The sequence below is a fragment of the Saccharothrix mutabilis subsp. mutabilis genome (assembly GCF_039521145.1).
GTDB lineage: Bacteria > Actinomycetota > Actinomycetes > Mycobacteriales > Pseudonocardiaceae > Actinosynnema > Actinosynnema mutabilis.
On sequence record NZ_BAAABU010000014.1, the window covers coordinates 30,102 to 53,560 of the forward strand.

Below are 23,459 nucleotides of genomic sequence, written 5' to 3' on the forward strand. Positions count from 1 at the left end.
TCATGGAGCTGCACTGTGGACGTGTACCCGCTGAGTTCTCGGCAGAAAGACCCGTTCGGCCTGGCGCGCTCGCCCAGGCACGTCGTCGCGCTCGCGCTGCGCATCAAGGGTGAGCTGCGCCTCGACGCGCTCAAGGGCGCGCTCGACGAGGTGGTGGAACGGCAGGAGGCGCTGCGCACCCGGGTCAACTACGACGAGGCGGACGGCACCCGCGGCTTCCTGGAGGTGCTGCCGCCGCTGCCGGTCCCGCTGGCGGTGCACGACGTCCCCGAGACGCCCGGCCGGTCGCGCGACGAGATCGCCCTGGACCTGCTCGCCGCGTTGAACCAGGAGTCCATGTCCTACCTGGACACGCCGTCGCTGCGGGCCACCCTGCACCGGTTCGACGACCACGACGCCGTGCTCACCATCCTCAGCCACCACCTGTTCAACGACGGCTGGTCGGTCGGCGTGCTGCGCCGCGAGATCGCCGCCTGCTACCGGGCCAGGGTGACCGGCGTGCCGCACGCGCTGCCGCGCCCGGCCCCGTACAGCGAGTTCGCGTCCTGGGAGCAGGAGTTCCTGAGCAGCGAGCGCGCGGCGGCGGCCCGCCGGTACTGGAAGGACAAGCTGGCCGGCGCGCGGATGCACTCGATGCCGACCGACCGGCCGTTCGACCCGGAGCAGCAGGCGCCGCGCAGCGCGGTGCGCAACTTCACCATCGACCCCGACACCATGGCCCGGATCACCGCGGGCGCGGCGCAGCAGCGGTGCAGCGTGTGGCACGTGTTCCTGGCCGCCTACATGGTGCTGGTGGAGAAGGTCACCGGGCAGTCCGACATCACGATCCTGACCGTGAACAGCGGCCGGCCGGCGCGGGAGTTCTACGACACCATCGGGTTCTTCGCCAACCTGGTGCCGGTGCGGTTGCAGTTCGACGGCTGCAAGTCCTACCTCGACCTGATGCGGTGCGCGCGCAAGGCCAGTGCCGACGCGCAGCAGCACCAGCTGCCCACCGAGTCGGTCCTGGAGATGTACCCGACGCTGATGCACCCGTCCGGCGACCCGCGCGCCCTGCCGGTGGGGTTCAACTACATCAGCTCGCCGGCCGAGCACGAGGACACCGGCTTCACCACCAGCGTCGAACCGGTGACCGCGCCGGAGGAGGAGCCCGCGTCGTTCCGGCGGGGCGCGTTCATCTGGACCTTCCTCGTGGCGGGGGAGGACTTCCGGTGCGTGGTGGAGTACGAGCCCAGCGCGGTCGACGCCGAGACGGTCGAGCGCTGGGGCGCCGAGTGGCTCGACCTGGTCCTGGCGATGACCGACGACCCGAACCAGACCTGGAACCGCGGCTAGGCGCCGCGACCGCGAAGCGCCCGTGACCGACACCGGTCACGGGCGTTGTCGCATGCCCGGGGATCCCCGCCGGTGGGGTGGTGCTCGCCGCCGGGGCCGCCCGACCAAGCCATAGCCCCCGCCTCACCCCGCCCGGCCGAACCGCAGTCCCGCCTGGCCGAGCCGCAGCCCCGCCCGCCCAGCCGCAGCCCCGCCCGACCTTGCCCCAGCCCCGCCCGACCTTGCCGCGGCTGCGCTCCCGAGCGTGCGAAAGGGGCCGGTGCCGCCGTGTGGCGGCACCGGCCCCTCCCCCCACTCAGACCTGCGTCGGCACCGACCAGTGCAGCCCGTCGGGCGAGGGCACCAGGCCGCCGGAGCGGATCGGGACCTGCTCGTCCTCCGTGCTGCCCGTCGCCGCCTGCACCTGGATGCGGGCGCCGGCCTCGGCGACCTGCCAGATCATGTCGTCGATGTCGCCGTCGCGCCGGTCGAGGTAGGAGCCCGCGTCGACCAGGGCGCGCTCGTCGGACGACCCGCCGCCGACCAGGTCCACGAACGACTGGACCTCCGAGGCCGCGCTGCCGGTGACCTTCTTGGCCTTCCAGAAGTACGACTGCTCGTCGGAGTGCTTGTCGTAGAACGCCACCAGGAAGTCGTGGAACCGCGAGTACTCCTGCCGGTAGCGCAGCTCGAACTCTTCGAACAGCGTGGTCTCCTCCGCCGTGCCCACCCCGCGCAGCGCGGTGTTGATCGAGCGGGCGGCCAGCAGGGCGCTGTAGGTGGCCAGGTGCACGCCGGAGGAGAACACCGGGTCGATGAAGCAGGCCGCGTCACCGGCGAGCACCAGGCCCGGCCGCCAGAACTTCTCCTGGATGTAGGAGTAGTCCTTGCGCACCCGGATCTCGCCGTACGGGCCCTCGGTGACCCGCTTCGCGTCGGACAGGTAGTCCGCGATCATCGGGCACTCGGCGATCAGTTCCATCAGCGCGCGCTCGCGGTCGCCGCGGATGCGCTCCAGCGCGTCCGGGTGCAGCACCACGCCCACGCTGGTCAGCTCGTCGGACAGCGGGATGTACCAGAACCAGCCGTGCTCGAACGCGACCGCCAGGATGTTGCCCGAGACCGGTTCCGGCATCCGCTTGCCGCCCAGGAAGTAGCCGAACAGGGCGATGTTGCGGAAGAACTCCGAGTACTGCCGCTTGCCGCCGACCTTGACGTGGATGCGGCTGGTGTTGCCCGAGGCGTCCACCACGTACTTGGCGCGGATCTCGCGGCGCACGCCGGAGGCGTCGGTGCACGTGACGCCGCAGACCCGGCCGTCCTCCTCCAGGACGTCGTTGACGGCGTGCTCCTCGCGCACGTCCACGCCCTTGCGCCGGGCGTTGTCCAGCAGGATCTGGTCGAACTTCATCCGCTCCACCTGGTAGGCGGTGGACGCCGTCCCGGCGAACTTGGGGGAGATTCCGAAGGCGAACGTCCACGGCTCGGGGTTGACGCCCCACCGGAACGTCCCGCCGCGCTTGAGCGGGAACCCGGCCGCCTCCAGCTCGTCGGACACGCCGAGCAGCCGGCAGATGCCCTGCACGGTGGACGGCAGCAGCGACTCGCCGATCTGGTAGCGGGGGAACCGCTCCTTCTCCAGCAGGACGACGCGGTGCCCCTGCCCGGCCACCAGCGTCGCCACAGTCGAACCGCACGGTCCGCCGCCGACGACCACGACGTCGGTCTCAATGGTCTCTGTCATCAATCATCCTTCGCTCAGCGGAACTGGCACTGCTACCGGTCCATGGCCGCGACGGCGCGTTCGACCGCCGTGCGCGCGTGCCACAGGTCGTCCGGCTCCTCCGGGATGTCGAGCACGAACGTGCGGATGCCCCCGTCGAGGTAGGTCTTGACCGCCTGGGCCACCTCGTCGTAGTTGCCGACCAGGTAGGGGCAGAAGGTGTGGTGGTAGCGGAACGGGACCAGCCAGTAGGTCTGGCCCGGCGCCTCGTCGGGGATGGGCACGGCGGCGAGCTGGGGTTGCCAGGACGACACGGCGGCGGACAGCAGCAGCTTCATCCGCTCCGCGCCCTCCTGGGTGGCCGGGAACCGCTTGTGCGCGATGCGCCACGCCTCCGCGGAGTCCTCGCGCGCGATGATCCCGACGCTGATGCCCGAGCCGAACCTGTTCTTGCGGATGTCGGGGCTGACGAAATCCTCGGGCACCAGCGGGAACGACAGCTGGCTCAACCCCAGCGCCTCGCCCGCCGACAGGCTCGCCGGCGACGAGCCGGACACGTACGACAGCGGGAAAAGCTCCGGCGGGACCGGCGAGGTGAGCCGCGCGCGGCGGAACTTGTAGTACTCGCCCGCGAAGTTGACCATGCCGCCGGTGAGCAGCTCCTTGACGATCGTCGCGTACTCGGTGAGCCGGTCGTAGCGGGCGTCGTGCGCCACGGTGTCGCCCTGGACGGTCAGGTCGCGGCTGTAGCCGCCGCTGACGAAGTTGATGTCCACGCGCCGGCCGTACAGGTGCGCCAGCGACGACACCGCCCGCGCCAGCGTGAACGGGCTGCGGTCGACCGGCTGGATGGCCACCAGCGGCACGAAGGCCTCGGTCCCGGCGATGGCCGCCTGGGCGGCCATCAACGAGTCGATCGAGGTGTTGTCGCTGTAGATCAGGCCGCCGCGGTAGCCGGCCTCGTCGGCCCACCGGGCGATCTCCAGCAGCCGGCGCAGGTGCGACTGCTCGTTGTACCCGATGCTGGAGCGGCAGGTCGTGTAGACGGTGACACCGCTCGCGGCGAGGTCCATCATCGTTGCGCCTCCCTGCCGGTGATGCCGCTGACGGACGGGTCGCCCAGGAAGTCCCGCAGGCTGATCGCGATGCCGAACTGCTCCTCCAGCCGGGCGACCAGCACGGCCGAGAGCAGCGAGTGCCCGCCCAGCTCGAAGAAGCTGTCGTCCACGCCGACCCGCTCGACCCCGAGCACCTCGGCGAACAGCCCGCACAGCTGTTCCTCCAGGGGCGTGGCGGGTTCGCGCCCGGCCCCGGTGGCGAACGTCGGCGCGGGCAGGGCCTTGCGGTCGAGCTTGCCGTTGATGGACAACGGGAGCGCGTCCAGCACCATCACCGCGTTGGGCACCATGTGCGCGGGCAGGACCCGCGCGGCGGCGGCCCGCAGCCCCGCCGGGTCCGGCACGGCCCCCGCCTCCGGCTGCACGTACCCCACCAGGCGCCGGTCGCCCGGCCGGTCCTCGCGGACCACGACCACGGCGTGCTCCACGCCCGGCTGCGCGGCCAGCACCGCCTCGACCTCGCCGGGCTCGATGCGGAACCCGCGGATCTTGACCTGCTGGTCCACCCGGCCCAGGTACTCCAGCTCGCCGTCGTCGCGCCAGCGCACCAGGTCCCCGGTCCGGTACATCCGCTGCCCGGGTTCGAAGGGGCAGGCCACGAACCGCAGCGCGGTCAGCCCCGGCTGGTTGAGGTACCCGCGCGCCAGGCCCGGCCCGGCCAGGTACAGCTCGCCCGCCACGCCCGGCGGCACCGGCGTCAACCGGCTGTCCAGCACGTAGCTGCGCACGTTCCAGTTCGGCGGGCCGATGGGCGGCGCGCCGCCGGCGGTCAGCGGCCCGCTGATCGTCGTGCACACGGTCGTCTCGGTCGGGCCGTAGGCGTTGAACATCCGTCGGCCGGTCGACCACTCGGCGACCATCTCGGCCGGCAGCGCCTCGCCGCCCACGACCAGGCACTCCAGTCCGGGCAGGCGTTCGGGCGCCGCGCCGGCGAGGGCGGCCGGGGCCACCACCGCGTGGGTGATCCGCAGCTCCCGCAACGTGTCGGCCAGTTCCTCGCCGGCCAGCTGACCCGGCGGCGGCAGCACCAGCGTGGCCCCGGAGGTCAGCGCCGACAGCACCTCCAGCAGGGACATGTCGAAGCTGAGCGAGAGCAGCTGGGCCATCCTGGACTCCGGCGTGATGGCCAGGGTGTGCACCATGAACGCCGCCAGGTTGGCCAGGCCCTGGTGGCTGACCACCACGCCCTTGGGCCGCCCGGTGGACCCGGACGTGTAGATCACGTACGCCCGGTGCGCGGCCAGCAGCGGCGCGGTCCGGTCGTCGTCGGTGACCGGGTGGCCGGGCCGCTGCGCCACGGCGGCGGTCACCGCCGGGTCGTCCAGCAGCACGATCGGGCTTTCCTCGGGCAGGTTGGCACTGGCCGCGCGGTTCGTGAGCACCGCCACGGGGTTCGCGTCGGTGAGCATGTACCCGATGCGGTCCGCCGGGTAGCCGGGGTCGATCGGCAGGTGGGCGGCGCCGGCCTTGGACACCGCGAGGATCGCGGCGATCAGGTCCGGCGAGCGCGGCAGCGCCACCGCCACCACCCGCTCCGGCCCGACGCCGAGTCCGATCAGGTGCCGGGCCAACCGGTTGGACCGCGCGTCCAGCTCCGCGTAGGTCCACGCCACGCCGCCGGACTCCAGCGCGACCGCGTCCGGCGTGCGCGCCGCCTGCGCGGCGACCAGTTCCGGCAGCACCGTCATGGGGACGTCCCGCGTGGTGTCGTTCCACCGCGACACGACCAGGTCCCGCTCGGCCGCCGTCAGCAGCTCGACGTCGCCGACCCGCAGCCCGGGGTCGGCGGTGAACTGGCCCAGCAGCGCGAGCAGCCGCCCGATGAGCGCCTCGACGGTGTCGTGGTCGAACAGGTCCGCCGCGTACTCCAGGGCGATGCCGATCCCGCCGGGCGTGCCGTCCGGCTCGTGCCGCGACCGGAAGGTCAGCGACAGGTCGAACTTCGCCGAGTCCCCGGCCAGCGGCAGGCCCTGCGCCCGCAGCCCCTCGGCCGCCCACTCGCGGCTGGTGTCCTCGTCGGAGGCCAGCATCACCTGGAACAGCGGGTGGTGCGCGGTCGAGCGGACCGGGTTGAGCACCTCCACCAGCCGCTCGAACGGCACGTCCTGGTGGGCGTAGGCCGCCAGGTCGGTGTCGCGGACGCGGCGCAGCAGCTCGGTGAAGCTCGGGTCGCCCGACAGGTCCGCCCGCAGCACGAGCGTGTTGACGAAGAACCCCACCAGGTGGTGCAGCCCCTCGTCGCCGCCGCGGCCGGCCACCGGCACGCCGATCGGGATGTCGGTGCCGGCCCCGGAGCGGGACAGCAGGACCGCGAGCCCGGCCTGGAGCACCATGAACATCGTGACCTGGTGCTTGCGCGCCAGCTCCACCAGCCCGCGGTGCAGCTCGGCGTCCACCTCGACGGTGATGTGCCCGCCCCGGTAGGTGGGCAGCGCCGGGCGGGACCGGTCGAACGGCAGGTCGAGCTGCTCGGGCAGGTCGGCCAGCGCCGCCTCCCAGTACGCGACCTGCCGGGCCAGCACGCTGTCGTGGTCCTGGTCGCCGCCGAGCAGCCCGCGCTGCCAGAGCGTGTAGTCCGCGTACTGCACCGGCAGGTCCGCCCAGCCGGGGGAGCGGCCCGCCAGCCGCGCCTCGTAGGCCTGGCCCAGGTCGCGCAGCAGCACGCCGAGCGACCAGCCGTCGCTCGCGATGTGGTGCATCAGCAGCACCAGCACGGACTCGTCGGCGCCCAGCTCGAACAGCCACCCCCGCACCGGCAGCTCGCCGGCCAGGTCGAACACGTGCCGCGCCGCCCGCTCGGTCAGCTCGGGCAGGCCGGCTTCGTCGGTGCGCACCAACGTGAACTCGGGCGTCGCCTCGTCGGCCGGCACCACGCGCTGGTACGGCTGGCCGTCCACGACGGGGAACACCGTCCGCAGCGACTCGTGCCGCCCGACCACGTCACGCAGCGCCGCGGCGAGGGCGTCGGCGTTCACGGAACCGTGCAGCCGCCACGCGAACGGCACGTTGTAGGTGGTGCTCGGCCCTTCGAGCTGGTCCAGGAACCACAACCGCTGCTGGGCGAACGACAGCGGCAGCCGCTCGGGCCGGTCGGCCGGCTCCAGCGCCGGCCACGCCTTCCCGGCCGCGTCCAGCGACTTGGCCAGCAGCTCGACCGTCGGGTGGTCGAACACCGTGCGGATCTCCAGCTCCACGCCCAGCACCGACCGCACCCGGCTGATCAGCCGGGCCACCAGCAGCGAGTGGCCGCCCAGCTCGAAGAACCCGTCGTCCACGCCGACCCGGTCCACGCCCAGGACCTCGGCGAACAGCTCGCACAGGATCTCCTCGGCCGGCGTGGCCGGCCCCCGCCCGGTGCCGGCGGCGTAGGTCGGCGCGGGCAGCGCCGCGCGGTCGAGCTTCCCGTTGACCGTCAGCGGCAACGAGTCCAGCACGACGATCGCGGCGGGCACCATGTAGACCGGCAGCACCTCGGCGGCGGCGGCGCGGACCTCGGCCGGGTCCACCCGGCTGCCCGGCGCGGGCACGACGTAGCCCGCCAGGCGCTGGTCGCCCGGCCGGTCCTCGCGGGCCACCACGACGGCCTGCGCCACGCCCGGCTGCGCGGCCAGCACGGCCTCGATCTCGCCGGGCTCGATGCGGAACCCGCGCACCTGGACCTGGTGGTCCACCCGGCCCAGGTACTCCAGTTCGCCGTCCTCGCGCCACCGCGCCAGGTCGCCGGTCCGGTACATCCGCTCGCCGGAGCCGAAGGGGCAGGCCACGAACCGCTGCGCGGTCAACCCGGGCTGGTTGAGGTACCCGCGCGCCAGCCCGGGGCCGGCCAGGTACAGCTCACCCGGCACACCCGGCGGCACGGCTTCCAAGCGCTCGTCCAGCACGTAGACGCGGGCGTTGTGGATGGGTTTGCCGATCGGCGGAGCGTCCACTCCGGACAGCGGCCCGCTCATCGTCACGGCCACCGTCGCCTCGGTGGGGCCGTAGGCGTTGAACATCCGCCGACCCGGTGACCACTCGGCCGCCACCTCGCCCGGACACGCCTCGCCGCCGACCATCAGGCACTCCAGCAGCGGCAGTTGCGCCGGGGACGCGCCGGCCAGGGACGCCGGCCCCACCAGGGCGTGGCTGGCGCGCAGCCCGTGCAGCGCCTCGGCCAGCACCTCGCCGGCCAGCTGCCGCGACTCGGGCAGCACCAGCGCCGCGCCGGCCGGCAACGACATCAGCAGTTCCATGACGGCCGCGTCGAAGCTCAGCGAGGCGACCTGGGCGACCCGGGACGCGGGCCCGATCTCGAAGGTCTCGACGAGGTACGCCGACAGGCTCGCCAGGCCCTGGTGGCTGACCACCACGCCCTTGGGCCGCCCGGTGGACCCGGACGTGTAGATCACGTAAGCGGGGTGCGCGGCCAGCAACGGCCGGGTGCGTTCCCGATCGGTGACCGCCGCACCGGACCGGCCCGCCACGGCCGCGCCCACGGCGTCGTCGTCCAGGTCGAGCACGGTCGTGCCCGCGGCCTCGGGCAGTCGCGCCGAGGTGGCCCGGTCGGTGATCAGCAGGCTGGGGGTGGCGTCGGTGAGCATGAACCGGATGCGGTCCGCCGGGTACCCGGGGTCGATCGGCAGGTACGCCGCGCCGGCCTTGGACACCGCCAGGACCGCGGCCACCATGTGCAGCGACCGCGGCAGCGCCACCGCCACCAGCCGCTCCGGGCCGATGCCCAGCCCGACCAGGTGCCGCGCCAGCCGGTTGGACCGCTCGTCCAGCTCCGCGTAGGACCAGGACACGCCGCCGGATTCCACCGCGACCGCGTCCGGCGTGCGCGCCGCCTGCGCCGCGAACAACTCGGGCAGCACCGTCACCGGGACGTCGCGCGCCGTGTCGTTCCACACCGAGACGACCAGCTCCCGCTGGAGGTCCTCCATGCCGGTCACGCCCGTTCGGCCTGGACAAGGCTGGTGGGCCGCATGTCCGTCCAGTGCGCTTCGACGTAGTCCAGGCAGTTCGAGCGGGAGTCCGCGCCGTGCGCCGTGGTCCAGCCGGCCGGGACGGCGGTGCCCGCGGGCCACAGGCTGTGCTGCCCCTCGTCGTTCACCAGGACCAGGTACAGGGCGTCGGCGTCCTCGAACGGATTAGACACGGCAACCTCATTCCACTTGGGACGATCCAGCCGGCGACAAGTCGCGCACCGCCGCCCGCGCCACGGCAGGCGGCCCGCTCACCAGTCTCCTCCGGCGGATGTCCCCGGAACATCTCCACAGTTGCCGTTCGCCGGGCCCTTCGGGAAGGGGTGACCGTCCACACCGGACTCGCGCCGGGGCCCGGTCGACCTCCGCGCTACGCGCCGCGCGGCAACAAGTCCACCACCGGCGCCGCACCGACGCCGGGAACCCACCACTCCTGCGGCGCCGGCCCGCCCGCGCTCACCGGAAACCGCTCCAGCCCGGCGGTGGGCAGCTCCAATTCCGGCTCGCGGTTGAGGATGGACGCTTCCAGCCGTTGCAGGCGCATCCCCGGCTCGATGCCGAGTTCGGCGACCAGGATCGCTCGGGCGCGCCGGCACACCTTGAGCGCCTCGGCCTGCCGCCCGGAGCGGTACAGGGCGAGCATGAGGAATTCGTAGAGCCGCTCCCACAGGGGGTGTTCCTCGACCAGGACGGTCAGCTCGCCGACCACCTCCTCGTGCCGGCCCAGCGCGAGGTCGAGCTGGACGCGTTCGACGACCGCGGTCAGCCGGGTGTGTTCGAGCTGGTCGGCGAAGCGGCGCAGCAGCTCGCTGTGCAGGTCGGCCAGCGCCCGGTTGCCGCGCCACAGGTTGAGCGCCATGCGCAGCGTCGCCACCGCCGCGGAGGTGCGGGAGGCGCGGGCGTGCCGGCGCGCGGTCTCGACCAGCGAGGTGAACCGCTCGGTGTCGAGGTCGTCGGGATCGACCTCCAGCTGGTAGCCGGGTCGGCGGGTCCTGATCCGCAGCGCCACCTTCGCGTCCAGGAAGATCTTGCGCAGGGCGGAGACGCAGATCTGCACCTGTGTTCGCGCCGTCGTCGGGGGCGTGGTGTTCCACACGGCGTCGATGAGCCGCTCGACCGGGACGACCCGGTTGGCGTTGAGCGCGAGCATGGCCAGCACGACCCGCTGCCGTGGCCCGCCGAGGTCGTGTTCGCGCCCATCGCTGGTCAGGCTGATGGGGCCGAGGAGTCGCAGCACGTGGTTCCCCCAGGGGCTCAGGAATCGTTGACGCGCGAGAAGAACGCACCTTCAGTCCCCGCGGTAGCGCGTCGTTACTCGCAGTAGCTGCCTCCTTGCGCATGGTGCGGACGGTTCGACGCTAGCCCACAAAACCCCGTCGACTCAACACAATGTCCGAAGGGTGGCCGCGCACGGATGTTCACATCGGTCCGCGCGCCGGCCCGAAATCAAGATCGCGACTCGTCCGACAAGCGCCTTGAATGCCGTCCGCCACCCGGTTGGCGCATCCATCGGCCCGGCGAAAAACAGCAAGAGTGGAGAAGCGGTCACCCGTTGCCCGGCGCAAGCGCGGGAGGGACCCGGAACGCCCGCTCGCCACCCGGACCGAACCGCTCGACGCGCTGGTCCGGTCCGCGGCCGGGGCGCGAAGAATGGACTGGTTCAACCATGGCCGGCGGGCGGCGGAACGGGTCCGCCCGCCGGCACTCCGGGGCGGTCGCCGCTGCTCCGCGAGGCCCTCGACGCCGGTCCGGGCCGCCGGGTGACATCGCGTGATTGAACCTTTTCCCGCGCGTCCCGCAAGAGCCGTTCCGGTGTTGTCGGCCACAATCCCGCGAATGCCCGGCGGCTCGCGGCTGATCGGCCACGGCGGCTTGACCCGTCGAGCCGATGGCCGCGCGCCCCGCCGCCCGCGCCCTGGTCCGGTTGCGCGTTCCCGACCGACTTCCGCGACTTTTTCGCGGCGGTGATCGCCGGGTGCGCCGCGAGTGCTCGACATTCGTCACCACAAACCGGCGTTCGTGGTGTAGGGCCCGTCACGGCGAATAGCAAGAACGAAGAAGCGCGTGCGGGACGAACCGCTCTCCCGCACGCGCCCCCTGGGTTCCGCCTCACGCGACCTCGGTCAGCTCCCCGGCCCGGCGGGCCTCCTCGTCGGCGGCGATGGCGGCGAGGACGTCGGCCCACACGATCCCCGGCGCGAGGTTGGTCGTGGGGGTCGTGCGCGGGTAGGCGGGGTCTTCCTCGCGGAGGAAGCCCGTCCCGAGGTACTGGGGAGGTCCGTCGAAAAGGGCCATGGCAGTGGGTGCTCCCATCGGTGCGGGGTGCGGGTTGGCTAGTCCTCGTGCGGGCCGACCGTGACCGGCACGCCGTTGAACACCGCGTTGCCGGACGGCACGTCGATCACCAGGTCGTCGGTGAGCGCGTTGGCGTTCACCCCCGGGTTGCGGGCCGCGACCCGCTGCGGGCTGCCCTCGTGCCCCCAGCCGTGGGGGAGGCTGACCACGCCGGGCATGATCGCGTCGTTCGGCTCGACCGGGACGACGACCTCGCCCGCCGCCGACCGCACCACCGCCCGCTCGCCCAACCCCAGCCGGGCGACGTCGACCGGGTTGACGTGCAGCGTGCACCGGTTGCTGCCGCCGACCAGCGACGCGACGTTGTGCAGCCAGCTGTTGTTGGACCGCAGCTGCCGCCGGCCGATCAGCACGACGTCCGGCGTCGGGGCGGCGAGCCGGGCCCGCAGCCGGTCGAAGTCGGCGACGATCGGCGCGGGGGCCAGCTCCACCTTCCCGGACGGCGTGCGCAGCAGCTCCTTGAGCCGCGGTTCGAGCGGGCCGAGGTCGATGCCGTGCGGCTCCTGCTTGAGCCGGGCCAGCGACAGCCCGTAGGGGCCGAACTTGAGCAGCGTGTCCAGGACCTGCTCGGTGCCGTCGTCGCCCTCGATGCCGGCGCGCAGCGCGGCGACGTCCGCGCCCTCGACCGGCGAGCCGGGCATCTGGGTGGCCCCGGTGAGCAGTTGGCCGATGAACATCTCGTCCACGCCGGAGGGGTCGGCCGCCGCGCCCGCGCCCGCCGCGATCAGCGTCAGCCGGGCGAGGATCTCCGCCTCGGAGCGCTGGTCGTCGTCCAGCGGCAGGGCCGGTGGCGAGTACCGGGTGTAGTTGCGCACCATGACGATCTGCATCAGGAAGTCGTAGTGCGGCGACTGGAGGATGCGCGGCGGCGGCAGGATCACGCTGGCGTGCTTGGTGGTCTCGTTGAGGTACGGGTCGACGCAGACCATGAAGTCCAGCCCGCCGAACGCGCGGCCGAGCCGGGGTCCGTTGGGCGCGGCGACGACCTGGTTGGCCCCGATGTTGATCAGCGCGCGGACCTGGCCGTCGCCGGGGGTCTCGATCTCGTCGGCCAGGGTGGCGGTCGGCAGCTCGCCGAGCACTTCGGGCAGGCCCTTGACGCGGCTGCGCCAGCGGCCCCACTCGAAGGGCTGCCCGGTGCGGAAGACCTCCAGCGCGGCGGTCTTGGTGAACATCGTCCCGCCCGGCCGGTCCAGGTTGCCGGTCAGGACGTTGACCACGTCCACCAGCCACTGGGTGATCGTGCCGAACTCCACCACCGACCCGCCCATCCGCGAGTACACCGCGGCGGTCGGCGCGGCGGCCAGCTCGCGAGCCAGCCGCACGACGTCGTCGGCGGGCACGCCGCACACCCGTTCGGCGACCGCCGGCGGGAACTCCGCCACCAATTCGCGCAGCTCGTCCAGCCCGGCCACCTCGTGGGTGACCGCGGTGAGCCCCTCGGCGAACAGCGTGTGGACGATGCCCAGCAGCAGGAACGGGTCCGTGCCGGGCCGGACGAAGAAGTGCTCGTCGGCGGCGTCGGCGGTGCGGGTGCGGCGCGGGTCCACCACGACCAGCTTGCCGCCGCGCTTGCGCAGCGCCCGCAGGCGGGCGGGCATGTTGGGGGCGCAGAACAGCGAACCGTGCGACTCCATCGGGTTCGCGCCGATGACCAACAGGTAGTCGGTGCGGTCGACGTCCGGCACGGCGATCGCGAACGGGTCGCCGTAGAGGTGCCCGCACGCGACGTGCTTGGGCATGTGGTCGATGGTGCCGGAGGAGTAGACGTTCTTGGACGCCAACGCCTGGATCAGCGGCACGCGGTACAGGAAGCCCGCCATGGTGTGGTAGGTCGGGTTGCCGAAGAAGACGGCGACGGCGTCGCGGCCGTGCTTCTCGACCACCTCGCCCAGGCCGCGCTCGACGGCCTCGAACGCCTCCTCCCAGGAGGCCTCGCGGAACCCGTCGCCCTCGCGGATCAGCGGGTGGCGCAGGCGGTCCGGGTCCTCGTCCAGCTGGCCGAGGCCCGCGCCCTTGGGGCAGATGTAGCCGCCGGTGAACGGGTCACGCTCGTCCCCGGTCACCCTGGTGACCCGACCGGCGGCGTTCAGCTCGATCTTCAAGCCGCAGACGGAGTCGCAGATGGGGCACGTCCGGTGCGCGGTGGTCATCGGCCCTCCGGTGGCGGGGTCGGCGGCACGGGCGCCGGCCCCGGGCGTCGCGCCGGGACCGGTCGCCGGTGGGGCGGGTGGCCGGGTCATGCCGACGCGGTCAGCTCGGCGGTCTCGCGGAACGCCGGCTCCACGTCCGAGGGCACCTGGTACACGTACGGCTGCCGGCTCTCCTTGGACGGGCCGAACATCGACTTCCACAGCACGCGCAGGGCGAAACCGGGCCGCATCAACGACTCCGGCGGCGCGACCAGGCCCGCGGTCCGGAAGTACGCGGCGGTGATCGCGCCGTCGCGGGTCGCGGCGATCTGCACCCGCCTGAGGTACCAGTTGGCCATGCGCACCTTGAACGTGCGCTCGCCCTCGACGCCCGGCAGGCTCAGGTCGATGGTGTTGGTCATCTCCCACGCGGCGTCCACCGCGTCCTTGGCGATGTCGCGGAAGTAGTCCAGCGGCACCGGCGCCACACCGCTGTGCAGGTGCCGGCGCATGACCAGCGCGCACAGCGCGGCGACGCTCATGCCCTGCGCGTACACGGGGTTGAAGCAGGTGATCGCGTCACCGGTGACCAACAGGCCGTCCGGGAAGCGGCGCAGGTCCTCGTAGTGGCGGCGCAGCGTCGTCGGGAACTTGAACGGCATCGCCTTGTCCACCGGGTCCGCGTAGCGCAGCGTCTCGTAGACGTCCTTGGCGGGCAACGACTTCAGCCACTCCATCAGGCCCGCGCGGTCGGTCGGCGGGTGGTCGCCCAGGATGCCGTAGGTGGTCAGCTCGACCTTGCCGTCCTCGACCAGGAAGAAGACGTTGCCGCGCGGCGCGCCGGCGTGCGCGATCTGGTTGATGGCCACGTCCTTGCCGAACCCGTTGGCGCCGGGGCGCAGCCGGAAGTGCTGCGTGACGTAACCGAGGTCGATCTTCTTGCGCTCCTCGACCGGCTTCTCGTAGCCCAGCTGCTCCAGCCACACCGGCGTGCGCGAGCCGCGGCCGGTGGCGTCGACCACCAGGTCGCCCTCGATCACCTGGTCCACGTCGCCGTTGCGGGCCTGCACCCGCACACCGGTGACGCGGCTCTTGTCCGCGGTCGTGGTGAGGCCGAGGATGTCGTGCTCCTCCAGGAAGGTCACGTTCGGGATCTTCTGCACCCGCTCGCGGATGAAGTACTCGAACAGCGGCCGGACGACACCGAGGGTGGTCAGCCCGGCGTGCTGCTGCTTGAGCCGGAACCCCCGCGCGTACCAGCGGCACGTGCCGGAGAGGTCGCCGGTGGGGACGCCGTTGTCGATCATCTCCTGGGTGAGGCCCGGGAACAGTTCCTCCATGACCTGCACCCCGCGGGCGAGCAACCCGTTGGCCTGGTGGCTCTGCGGGCAGAACCGCCGCACCCCCTTGACGCCGACGAGCTTGTCGCGGTCCACGATCAGCACCTGGTCGTAGGCGTCCGCGAGCACCCTGGCCGCAAAGAGCCCGGCAATGCTGCCGCCCAGCACCACCGCGCGCGTACCGGCATCCTCGCTCACCGCGGTCACCTCCTTGTATTCTTTGTGGCAATTCCCGAATGGGCGCTCACGACGGGCACGAGCTACGGGAACCTTCACACGCCGCGTCCGCGCGCGGCATCTCCGCGCTTGCGGGACCGTTCTCACCGGCTCCCGCCGAACCGCGCTTGACCAGGGCGAACCGCCTGCGCACAGGGTCGGCGCAGCCGGTGTGTGGAACGTGCCGGAGTGCGCACGCGCGGATAAGACAGCGGTGGTGCCCGGTGGGATGGTCGTGCACGACATCCATTCACGCCGGAAATTCCCCAGGATGGACGATGCCGAAATCTCCCGAGAACGGCGACGTGGTGTGAACCACTCCCGGTAGGCCGTCCCACGTCGGCGCGGTCCCACGAACAGAAGGAGAGAGCACCACGATGACCGGCCCATTCAGCAACATGACCGTCGACCACGTCGAGTTCTACGTCACCGACCTCGCGTCGAAGGCGGCCTGGTGGCTCAACAGCTACGGGTTCGCCATCAGCGCGGCCTCCGACGACGAGGCACCGGCCCGGTCGATGGTGCTCAGCCACAGCCAGGTGGACCTCGTGCTCACCGAGGCCGACGACGCCGACCACCCCGCCGCCGAGTACGTCAAGAAGCACGGCGACGGGGTGGGCAACATCGGCCTGGGCGTCGCCGACGCGACGGCGGCGTTCGACGAGGCCGTCCGGCGCGGCGCCCGACCGCTGTCCCAGCCGGCCAAGGTGGACGGCGTGACCACGGCGTCGATCATCGGCTTCGGCGACGTGGCGCACACGTTCATCCAGCGCGACACCGGGACCGCGCCGCGCGCCCTGCCCCGCATGCGCCCGACCGCGACGCCCACCGGCGACGCCACGGTGCAGCTGGGGGAGGTGGACCACTTCGCCGTCTGCGTCGAGTCGGGGGAGCTGGACGGGTACATCGAGTTCTACCGCGACGTGCTGGACTTCGAGCTGATCTTCGAGGAGCGGATCGCGGTCGGGCGGCAGGCCATGACGACCCGGGTGGTGGAGAGCACGTCCGGTGCGGTGACCCTGACGCTGATCGAGCCGGACCTGACCTGCGAACCGGGCCACATCGACAGCTTCCTGCGCGACCACGGCGGCGCCGGCGTCCAGCACATGGCGTTCGCGACCGGCAGCATCGTGTCCACTTTGGACTCACTGGCGTCGCGGGGAGTCGCGTTCCTCGACGCGCCCGGCAGCTACTACCAGATGCTGGCCGGCCGGGTGGAGCCGATCAGGTACGCCATCGACGACCTGCGCCGCCGCAACATCCTGGTGGACGAGGACCACGGCGGGCAGCTGTACCAGATCTTCACGATGTCCGTGCACCCGCGCAACACGATCTTCTTCGAGCTGATCGAACGGCTGGGCGCGAAGTCGTTCGGCAGCGGCAACATCAAGGCGCTGTACGAGGCGGTGGAACTGCAACGCCACCTGGACCGGTTCGAGTAACCCCATCCGCAGTGGGGGAGGCAGGCCCATCCGGGACCCCGGATGGGCCTTTCGCTGTGGGGGTGGGCACGCCGGGCGCGTGTCGGGCGGGGCGCTGTGGCCGGCGCGGGCGGGTGCGGGTGGGGTGGTTCGGCTGGCGGCTGGGCGGCTCGGTCAGGGCGGCGCAGGCGGGGCGGCTCGGCGGCGCGGCTCGGTGGGGCGGCGCGGCTCGGCGGGGCGGGCGGGGCGGCTCGGCGGGGCGGGCGGGGCGGCTCGGCGGGGCGCTGCGGCCGGATTTGTCGGTGGTGCGTGGGATAATGGTGCCGGGGGCCGGAGGCCGCGCCGAGCGTGGGCCGGGTCCGTGGCGGTGGGGTCGCCCGGTGCCCGGCCAGCGCGGCACGCGTCGGCTCAGCGCAGGTCTCAGCGCAGGTCTCAGCGCAGGTCGAACCCGGTGTACCCGGCCTCCGCCACCGAGTCGCACTTCTGCCGGTAAGGCGCCACCCCGCCCACGTACGGCATGAACACCCGCGCCTTCCCCGGCACGTTCGCACCGAGGTAGTACGAATCCGCCTTCGGGAACAGCGTCATCTCGCTGACCTCCCGCACGTGCGCCGTCCACTCCTTCTCCGCGGTCTCGGTCGCCTCCACGACCGCGCTCCCGTGGCGGTCCATGTGCGCGACCAGGTCGCTGATCCAGTCCACGTGCTGCTCGATCGACACGACCATGTTGCTCAGCACCGACGGGCTCCCCGGACCGGTGATGGTGAACAGGTTCGGGAACCCCGACACCGCGATCCCCAGGTAGGACTGCGGGCCGTCCCGCCACTTGTCCCGCAGCGTCACGCCGTCCCGCCCCGTGATGTCCACCGCCAGCAGGGCGCCGGTCATCGCGTCGAACCCGGTCGCGAGGACCAGGCTGTCGAACTCGTACTCGCCCGCCGTCGTCCGCACCCCGGTCGCCGTGATCTCGACCAGGTCCTCCTCGCGCAGGTCCACCAGGTGCACGTGCTCGTGGTTGAACGTCTCGTAGTAACCGGTGTCCAGGCAGGGCCGCTTGGTCGAGAACGGGTAGCCGCGCGGCTCCAGCTTGCGCGCGGTCTCCGGGTCGGCGACCTTGCTGCGCACCTGCTCGCGGATGAACTCGGCGGCCGTCTCGTTGGCTTCCTCGTTGAAGATCAGGTCGGTGTAGGACTGCACGAGCCCGTTCAGGTGCCCGCGGTTCCACCGCTCCTCGTACATGGCGCGCCGCTCGTCGTCGCTCACCTCCAGCGCCGACTGCGTGGGCCACTCGACCGCGATGCCGAAGATGGAGTTGCGGTCGGCGTCGCGCACCGCCCGGTAGTCCGCCTTGATCTCGGCGACCCGCGCCGGGTCGAGGGGGCGGTTGAACGCCGCGAGGCTGTAGTTCGGCGTGCGCTGGAACACCGTCAGCTCGCGCGCCTGCTCGGCCAGCAACGGGATGGCCTGGATGCCCGACGACCCGGTGCCGATCACGCCCACCCGCTGCCCGGTGAGGTCCACGCCGCCCTCCGGCCACCGCGCGGTGTGGTACCACGGGCCGGTGAACTCGTCCAGGCCCGGCACCTCCGGGAACTTCGGCACCGACAGGCAGCCGACGGCCATCACGCAGTACCGCGCGGACAGCTCGTGGCCGCGGTCGGTGCTCACGCGCCACCGACCGGCGGCCTCGTCGTAGGCCGCCCGGGTCACCCGGGTCTCGAACACGACGTCGCGGCGCAGGTCGTAGCGGTCGGCGACGTGCCGGAGGTAGGCGAGGATCTCCGGCTGGGAGGCGTACTTCTCGGTCCACTCCCACTCTTGTTCCAGCGCGGGGTCGAACGAGTACGAGTAGTGCATGCTCTCCACGTCGCACCGGGCGCCGGGGTACTTGTTCCAGTACCACGTCCCGCCGACGTCGTCGGCCGCCTCGAAGACCTTGACCGACAGGCCCTGCGCGCGGAGCTTGTGCAGCGCGTAGAGTCCGGCGAAGCCGGCTCCGACCACCACTGCGTCGATTTCCCCGGCCACACTGTCCATGGGAATGAACCTCCCCACCGTCGGGTACGTGTTGACCGCTTGAACAGGCGGCAATGCCCATGAGGTTAACCACGCCGAAGCGTCTTCCTTCTTTTCCTGTGCGGTCGGTGCGGAACAGCGCACGAGTGGAGAAAGGCAACGCGGGAGTTGAGCCGCCGGGCGCCGCGCGCCGACGATGATCGGCGGATCGCACCGCGGAAAACCGATGCGGCATTGTCCCCTGGGAGGTCACGATGAGTGGCGACGACACCGCCGCGCCGCAGCACTTCGAACTCGGCCCCTTCGCGTTCGACAGCGGCTACACGCTGCCGGGCGCGCGACTGGCGTACCGGACGTTCGGCGAGCTGAACGCGGCCAGGGACAACGCCGTGCTCTTCCCGCACATGTACTCGGGCAACTCCTCCTCGCTGGAGGCCCTGATCGGCGAGGGCCGCGCGCTGGACCCGTCCCGCTACTTCATCATCCTGCCCGACCAGTTCGGCAACGGCCTGTCGTCCTCGCCGAGCAACACCCCGCCGCCGTTCGACCGCGGCCAGTTCCCGGTGGTGTCGATCGCCGACGACGTGCGCGCCCAGCACCGGCTGGTCACCGAGCACTTCGGCATCACCGCCCTGCACGCGGTGGTCGGCTGGTCGATGGGCGGCCAGCAGGCCTACGAGTGGGCCGTGCGCCACCCGGAGGTGGTGCCCCGGGCGGCGATCTTCGCCGCGACCGCCCGGACCCCCGCGCACAACAAGCTGTTCATCGACATGGCCGGCGAACTGCTGCGCTCGGACCCCGCGTTCGCCGACGGGTTCTACGCCGACGCCGCCGACGTCCACGTGGGCCTCAAGCGGCACGCGATGGCGTTCACCCTGACCAGCACCAGCACGCGGTTCTTCCGCGACGAGGTGTGGCGCGCGATGGGCTTCGCCTCGGCCGACGACTACGGCCACGGCTTCACCCGCGGCTACTACCAGGCGCTGGACCCGAACAACCTCCTCCGCCAGCTGGCGAAGTGGCGCGCCGGGGACGTGGGCCGCAACGCCGGCGGGGACCTGGCCGCGGCGCTGGGCCGGATCACCGGGAAGGTCGTCGCGGTGGCGTTCAGCGACGACTTCTTCATGCCGGTCGCGGACGTGGCCGCCGACGTGGCGCTGATCCCCGGCGCCGAGCTGCGCGTGATCGACAGCCCGATGGGCCACTTCGCCATGTTCGGCCTGATGCCGACCGACGCCGCCGCCATCGACGAAGTCCTGGCGGAAGTCCTGAAGTCCTGACGCCACAACCCGAAGACCGGCCCGCGACCACCGTCGCGGGCCATTTTCGTGCGCCGGGCCCACCGTGCCGGGCCCACCGTGCCGGGCCCACCGTGCCAAGCACGCGAAATGCCGCCCCGGGCGGTGAGTGCCCGGGGCGGCAGGGGACGAGCGGGGTGTCACGCCGCCGCGGTGGCCGCCTTCGTCAGGCGCACGGGGAGCGAGCGGTGGCCGTTCATGATGAAGGTCGGGTAGGGGACCAGGTCCTTGACGTCCACGGCCAGCGCCAGGTCCGGGAAGCGCTCGAACAGCGCGGACAGCGCGGCCTTGGCCAGCATGCGGGCGATGCCCGCGCCCAGGCAGTAGTGCGGGCCGTGGCCGAAGGACAGGTGCTCCTTGTCCGCGCGGGTGATGTCGAACGTGGCCGCGGACTCGCCGTGCAGCGCGGGGTCCCGGCCCAGCGCCGCGTAGTTGATCAGGATCGGGTCGCCCTTGGGGATGGTCACGCCGTCCAGCTCCACGTCCTCGACCGCGAAGCGCAGCGGCAGGCTCGCCAGCGGCGCGTGCAGCCGCAGGACCTCCTCGATGACCTCGTCCCACGACACCTGGCCGGTCTTGACCAGTTCCAGCTGCTCGGGGTGGGTGACCAGCGCGGTGACCGCGTTGTCGATGAAGTTGATCGTGGTCTCGGAGCCCGCGCCGAGGATCGCGAAGACCGTGTCGGTCATCTCCTGCTCGGACATCTGCGAGCCGTCCTCGTCACGGGCGGCGATGAGGTCGCTGGTGATGTCGGGTCCGGGCTCGCGGCGCTTCTGCGCGATGAGGTCGGCGATGGCGGTGCGCCAGCCCAGCAGGGTGTCCTGGGCCTGCTCGGGGGTCACGTCCGTGGCGACCATCAGGTCGATCATCTTCGCCGCCGCGACCCGCGCCTCGTCGGACATGCCGATCAGCTCGGCCACCAGCATGCCCGGCAGCGGGTAGGCGAACTGCGACTTCAGGTCGACGACCTCGCCCGCGGCGGCGGCGTCGGCCAGGCGGTCGAGCAGCGCGTCGATCATGGCCTGCGCCTTGGGGCGGACCTCTTCGGGCTTGCGCGCCATGAACGCCTTGGTGGTCAGCCGGCGCAGCCTGCGGTGGTCCTTGCCGTAGGTGGTGGAGATGTTGTCCATCGCCACCCAGCTGATCATCTCCCAGTCGGGCGGGACCTCGCCGTTGACGAAGGCCGGCCAGTGCAGGCGGGCGCTCTTGCTGACGTTCGGGTCGCCGAGCAGCTTCTTGCTGACCTCGTAGCTGGTGACGGACCACGCCACGACCCCGCCGGGCAGTTCCACCCGGGTGGCGGGGCCCTGGGCCCGCAGGTGGTCCGCTTCGGCGTGGATGTCCCGACCCGTGGGGTCCAAGGTGAATGGACGGCCTTCGCTCATAGCTGTCTCCCGGAAAAACCCGTCAGAGTCGGAGGAATTCACGACACGGCCACAAGGTAACCCGGCGCGGAACTGCGAGGAAGGCGTCGTGGAAACGTCCCGGCGCATTCGGCAACCCGGGAGAAACGAACTCCGCACGATGGGATAAAAGGCGTTCCGGGCGGTGGTGGGAAGCTGGTGGCCGAGCCTCTTCCCCGCGGATGGAGACGTGATGGTGGCGGACGACGAGACACCGTTGGTGGCCGTCATAGCGGGTACCCCCTACGATTCCGGCCTCGGCGCGGAACTGTTGCGCGCCAGGGGGATCAGCGCCTCCGCGCACGCCATGGCGAGCACCCCGGACGAGCAGGACGCGTTGCAGTACGAGGACCCCGCCGGGCTCGCGGCCGCCTTCCACGCCAAGCTCGACGCGCTGCGCGAGTCGGGGACCCGGTTGGCGATGCTGTTCTGCAACTCGCTGTCGGCGGTCGTGGACGGCTCCGGCGGCGCGCTGCCGGTGATCTCGCCCGTGACCGTCTACAGTGAACTGACTTCGCTGCGCTCCTCGTTGGCCGTCACCGGGAACGCGCACGCGCTCGTCGGTGTCGAGCGCGCCGTCCGGGCGGCCAACCCGGACCACCGCCTGCTGGGCGTGTCGGACCCGGCGCTGGTGCGGGGGATCGAGGCGGGCGACCCGGAAGCGGCGTTCCACGCCTCCCACCTGCCGACCACGCTGCGCCTGGCCGACCGGCTCGGGCTGGAGGCCGTCGCGTTGGCCTGCACCCACTTCACCGCCGTCCTGCCGTTCGTGACCGCCGTGTCCGCGCTGCCCGTCATCGACGTCGGCACCCGGCTGGTCGAGCTGACCGAGCAGGCGCTGGCCACGACCGCGGGACCGGTGGGCCGTGGTTGAGCTGTCCCGCGCCGACCTGCACGTCTCCGTGTGGGACCCGGTCGCCACGTCGATGAACTTCCTCAACGAGGTCGCCGGCCGGTACCCGGACGCGATCTCCCTGGCCGCGGGCCGGCCCTACGACGGGTTCTACTCCGTGGACGACGTCGAGCGGTACCTGCGGATCTACCTCGACCACCTGCGCGCGGAAGGCCGCACTGAAGAGCAGGTGCGCGGGATGCTGTTGCAGTACGGGCGCACCAACGGCCAGCTCGGCGCGCTGATCGCCCGCATGCTCGACGTCGACCACGGCGTCCAGGTGCCCGCCGAGTCGGTGATGGTCACCGCGGGCTGCCAGGAGGCGATGGTCATCGCGTTGCGCGCGCTGTGCGCCGGGCCCGACGACGTCCTGCTGGCGGTCGAGCCGTGCTACGTCGGGATGACCGGCGCGGCCCGCATCCTCGGCGTCGAGGTCGTCCCGGTGCCCGAGGGCGCGGACGGGCTCGACCCGGCGACCGTGACCGCGGTGGCGCGGCGGGTGCGTGCCGCCGGGAAGCGCCCGCGAGCGCTCTACGTCGTGCCGAACTTCGCCAACCCGTCGGGCGTGTCGATGCCGGTGCCCACGCGCCGCCGGTTGCTGGAGGTCGCCGCCGAGCAGGACCTCCTGGTGTTCGAGGACGACCCGTACGGGCTGTTCGGCCTGGACGACGAGCCACACCCGACGCTGAAATCCCTGGACGTCAACGGGTCCGTGGTCTACCTCGGCTCGTTCGCCAAGTCGTGCTTCCCAGGGGCCCGGGTCGGCTTCCTGGTGGCGGACCAGGTCGTCGTGGACGACGCCGGCCGGCGGACGCTGCTGGCCGAGGAGATGTCGGCGATCAAAAGCATGCTCACGGTGAACACCTCGCCGATCGCGCAGGCCGTGATCGGCGGCGTGCTGGTCGAGTCGGGGTGCAGCCTGCGGGCGGCGAACCGGGACAAGATCGAGTTCTACCGCCACAACCTGCGCACCCTGCTCACCGCGCTGGAGGAGCACTTCCCGCCGGCCGAGCGCGAACGGCACGGCGTGCGCTGGAACGTGCCCAGCGGCGGGTTCTTCGTGGTGGTCGAGGTGCCGTTCCCGGCGGACGAGAAGCTGCTCCAGGTCTCCGCGGAACGCCACGGGGTGTTGTGGACCCCGATGAGCTTCTTCTACCAGGACGGCGGCCACCACGCGTTGCGGCTGTCGTGCAGCTACCTCGAACCGGACCGGATCCGCGAGGGCGTGCGCCGGCTCTCCCGGCTGATCACCGAAACGGCCTGAGCG

Annotated in this window: 15 protein-coding genes; 5 read left to right on the forward strand and 10 right to left on the reverse strand. The window is 72.0% G+C overall.

Features of this window, described 5'->3' with window-relative positions; genetic code table 11:
• Positions 1-15: 15 nt before the first annotated feature.
• Complete coding sequence (locus tag ABD126_RS25775) at positions 16-1,335, forward strand: condensation domain-containing protein (RefSeq protein ID WP_343936501.1); 1,320 nt, start codon at positions 16-18, stop codon at positions 1,333-1,335.
• Between the two features lie 295 nt (positions 1,336-1,630).
• Here ABD126_RS25775 and ABD126_RS25780 read toward each other — a convergent pair whose 3' ends face one another.
• The 8 genes from ABD126_RS25780 to ABD126_RS25815 all read right to left on the reverse strand — a co-directional run bounded on the left by ABD126_RS25780 (position 1,631) and on the right by ABD126_RS25815 (position 15,144).
• Positions 1,631-3,058: a tryptophan 7-halogenase gene (locus tag ABD126_RS25780; RefSeq protein ID WP_343936502.1), complete on the reverse strand. Its 1,428-nt coding sequence runs from the start codon at positions 3,056-3,058 to the stop codon at positions 1,631-1,633.
• A 32-nt stretch (positions 3,059-3,090) separates the two neighbouring features.
• Positions 3,091-4,113, reverse strand: a complete 1,023-nt coding sequence (locus ABD126_RS25785) for an LLM class flavin-dependent oxidoreductase (protein ID WP_343936503.1) — start codon at positions 4,111-4,113, stop codon at positions 3,091-3,093.
• Positions 4,110-9,086: an amino acid adenylation domain-containing protein gene (locus tag ABD126_RS25790; protein WP_425542883.1), complete on the reverse strand. Its 4,977-nt coding sequence runs from the start codon at positions 9,084-9,086 to the stop codon at positions 4,110-4,112. Before ABD126_RS25790 ends, ABD126_RS25785 begins: the two co-directional genes overlap by 4 nt.
• Complete coding sequence (locus tag ABD126_RS25795; protein ID WP_343936504.1) at positions 9,083-9,292, reverse strand: MbtH family protein; 210 nt, start codon at positions 9,290-9,292, stop codon at positions 9,083-9,085. Before ABD126_RS25795 ends, ABD126_RS25790 begins: the two co-directional genes overlap by 4 nt.
• A 197-nt stretch (positions 9,293-9,489) precedes the next feature.
• Positions 9,490-10,356 carry an AfsR/SARP family transcriptional regulator gene (locus ABD126_RS25800; RefSeq protein ID WP_343936505.1) on the reverse strand — a complete coding sequence of 289 codons (867 nt, stop codon included), beginning with the start codon at positions 10,354-10,356 and terminating at the stop codon, positions 9,490-9,492.
• An 872-nt stretch (positions 10,357-11,228) separates the two neighbouring features.
• Complete coding sequence (locus ABD126_RS25805; protein WP_343936506.1) at positions 11,229-11,414, reverse strand: DUF6222 family protein; 186 nt, start codon at positions 11,412-11,414, stop codon at positions 11,229-11,231.
• A 38-nt stretch (positions 11,415-11,452) separates the two neighbouring features.
• Positions 11,453-13,627 carry a molybdopterin-dependent oxidoreductase gene (locus ABD126_RS25810; RefSeq protein WP_343936507.1) on the reverse strand — a complete coding sequence of 725 codons (2,175 nt, stop codon included), beginning with the start codon at positions 13,625-13,627 and terminating at the stop codon, positions 11,453-11,455.
• Between the two features lie 86 nt (positions 13,628-13,713).
• Positions 13,714-15,144 (reverse strand): FAD-dependent oxidoreductase, encoded by a 1,431-nt coding sequence (locus ABD126_RS25815; protein WP_343936508.1) that lies wholly within the window; start codon positions 15,142-15,144, stop codon positions 13,714-13,716.
• A gap of 395 nt (positions 15,145-15,539) precedes the next feature.
• Here ABD126_RS25815 and hppD point away from each other — a divergent pair, with 395 nt between their 5' ends.
• Complete coding sequence (gene hppD, locus ABD126_RS25820; RefSeq protein WP_343936509.1) at positions 15,540-16,604, forward strand: 4-hydroxyphenylpyruvate dioxygenase; 1,065 nt, start codon at positions 15,540-15,542, stop codon at positions 16,602-16,604.
• Between the two features lie 411 nt (positions 16,605-17,015).
• On the opposite strand, the gene ABD126_RS25825 is transcribed toward hppD, so the two are convergent.
• Positions 17,016-18,620 (reverse strand): flavin-containing monooxygenase, encoded by a 1,605-nt coding sequence (locus ABD126_RS25825; protein WP_343936510.1) that lies wholly within the window; start codon positions 18,618-18,620, stop codon positions 17,016-17,018.
• A 233-nt stretch (positions 18,621-18,853) separates the two neighbouring features.
• Here ABD126_RS25825 and ABD126_RS25830 point away from each other — a divergent pair, with 233 nt between their 5' ends.
• Positions 18,854-19,879, forward strand: coding sequence for an alpha/beta fold hydrolase (locus ABD126_RS25830; protein ID WP_343936511.1), 1,026 nt, complete (start codon positions 18,854-18,856; stop codon positions 19,877-19,879).
• 158 nt (positions 19,880-20,037) lie between these two features.
• On the opposite strand, the gene ABD126_RS25835 is transcribed toward ABD126_RS25830, so the two are convergent.
• On the reverse strand, positions 20,038-21,282 hold the full coding sequence (locus ABD126_RS25835) for a cytochrome P450 family protein (RefSeq protein WP_343936512.1): 1,245 nt from the start codon (positions 21,280-21,282) through the stop codon (positions 20,038-20,040).
• Between the two features lie 211 nt (positions 21,283-21,493).
• On the opposite strand from ABD126_RS25835, the gene ABD126_RS25840 reads away from it, so the two are divergent.
• Positions 21,494-22,174, forward strand: coding sequence for a glutamate racemase (locus ABD126_RS25840; protein ID WP_343936513.1), 681 nt, complete (start codon positions 21,494-21,496; stop codon positions 22,172-22,174).
• Positions 22,167-23,456: an aminotransferase-like domain-containing protein gene (locus ABD126_RS25845; protein ID WP_343936514.1), complete on the forward strand. Its 1,290-nt coding sequence runs from the start codon at positions 22,167-22,169 to the stop codon at positions 23,454-23,456. The genes ABD126_RS25840 and ABD126_RS25845 overlap by 8 nt, the downstream gene beginning before the upstream one ends.
• Positions 23,457-23,459: the final 3 nt, after the last annotated feature.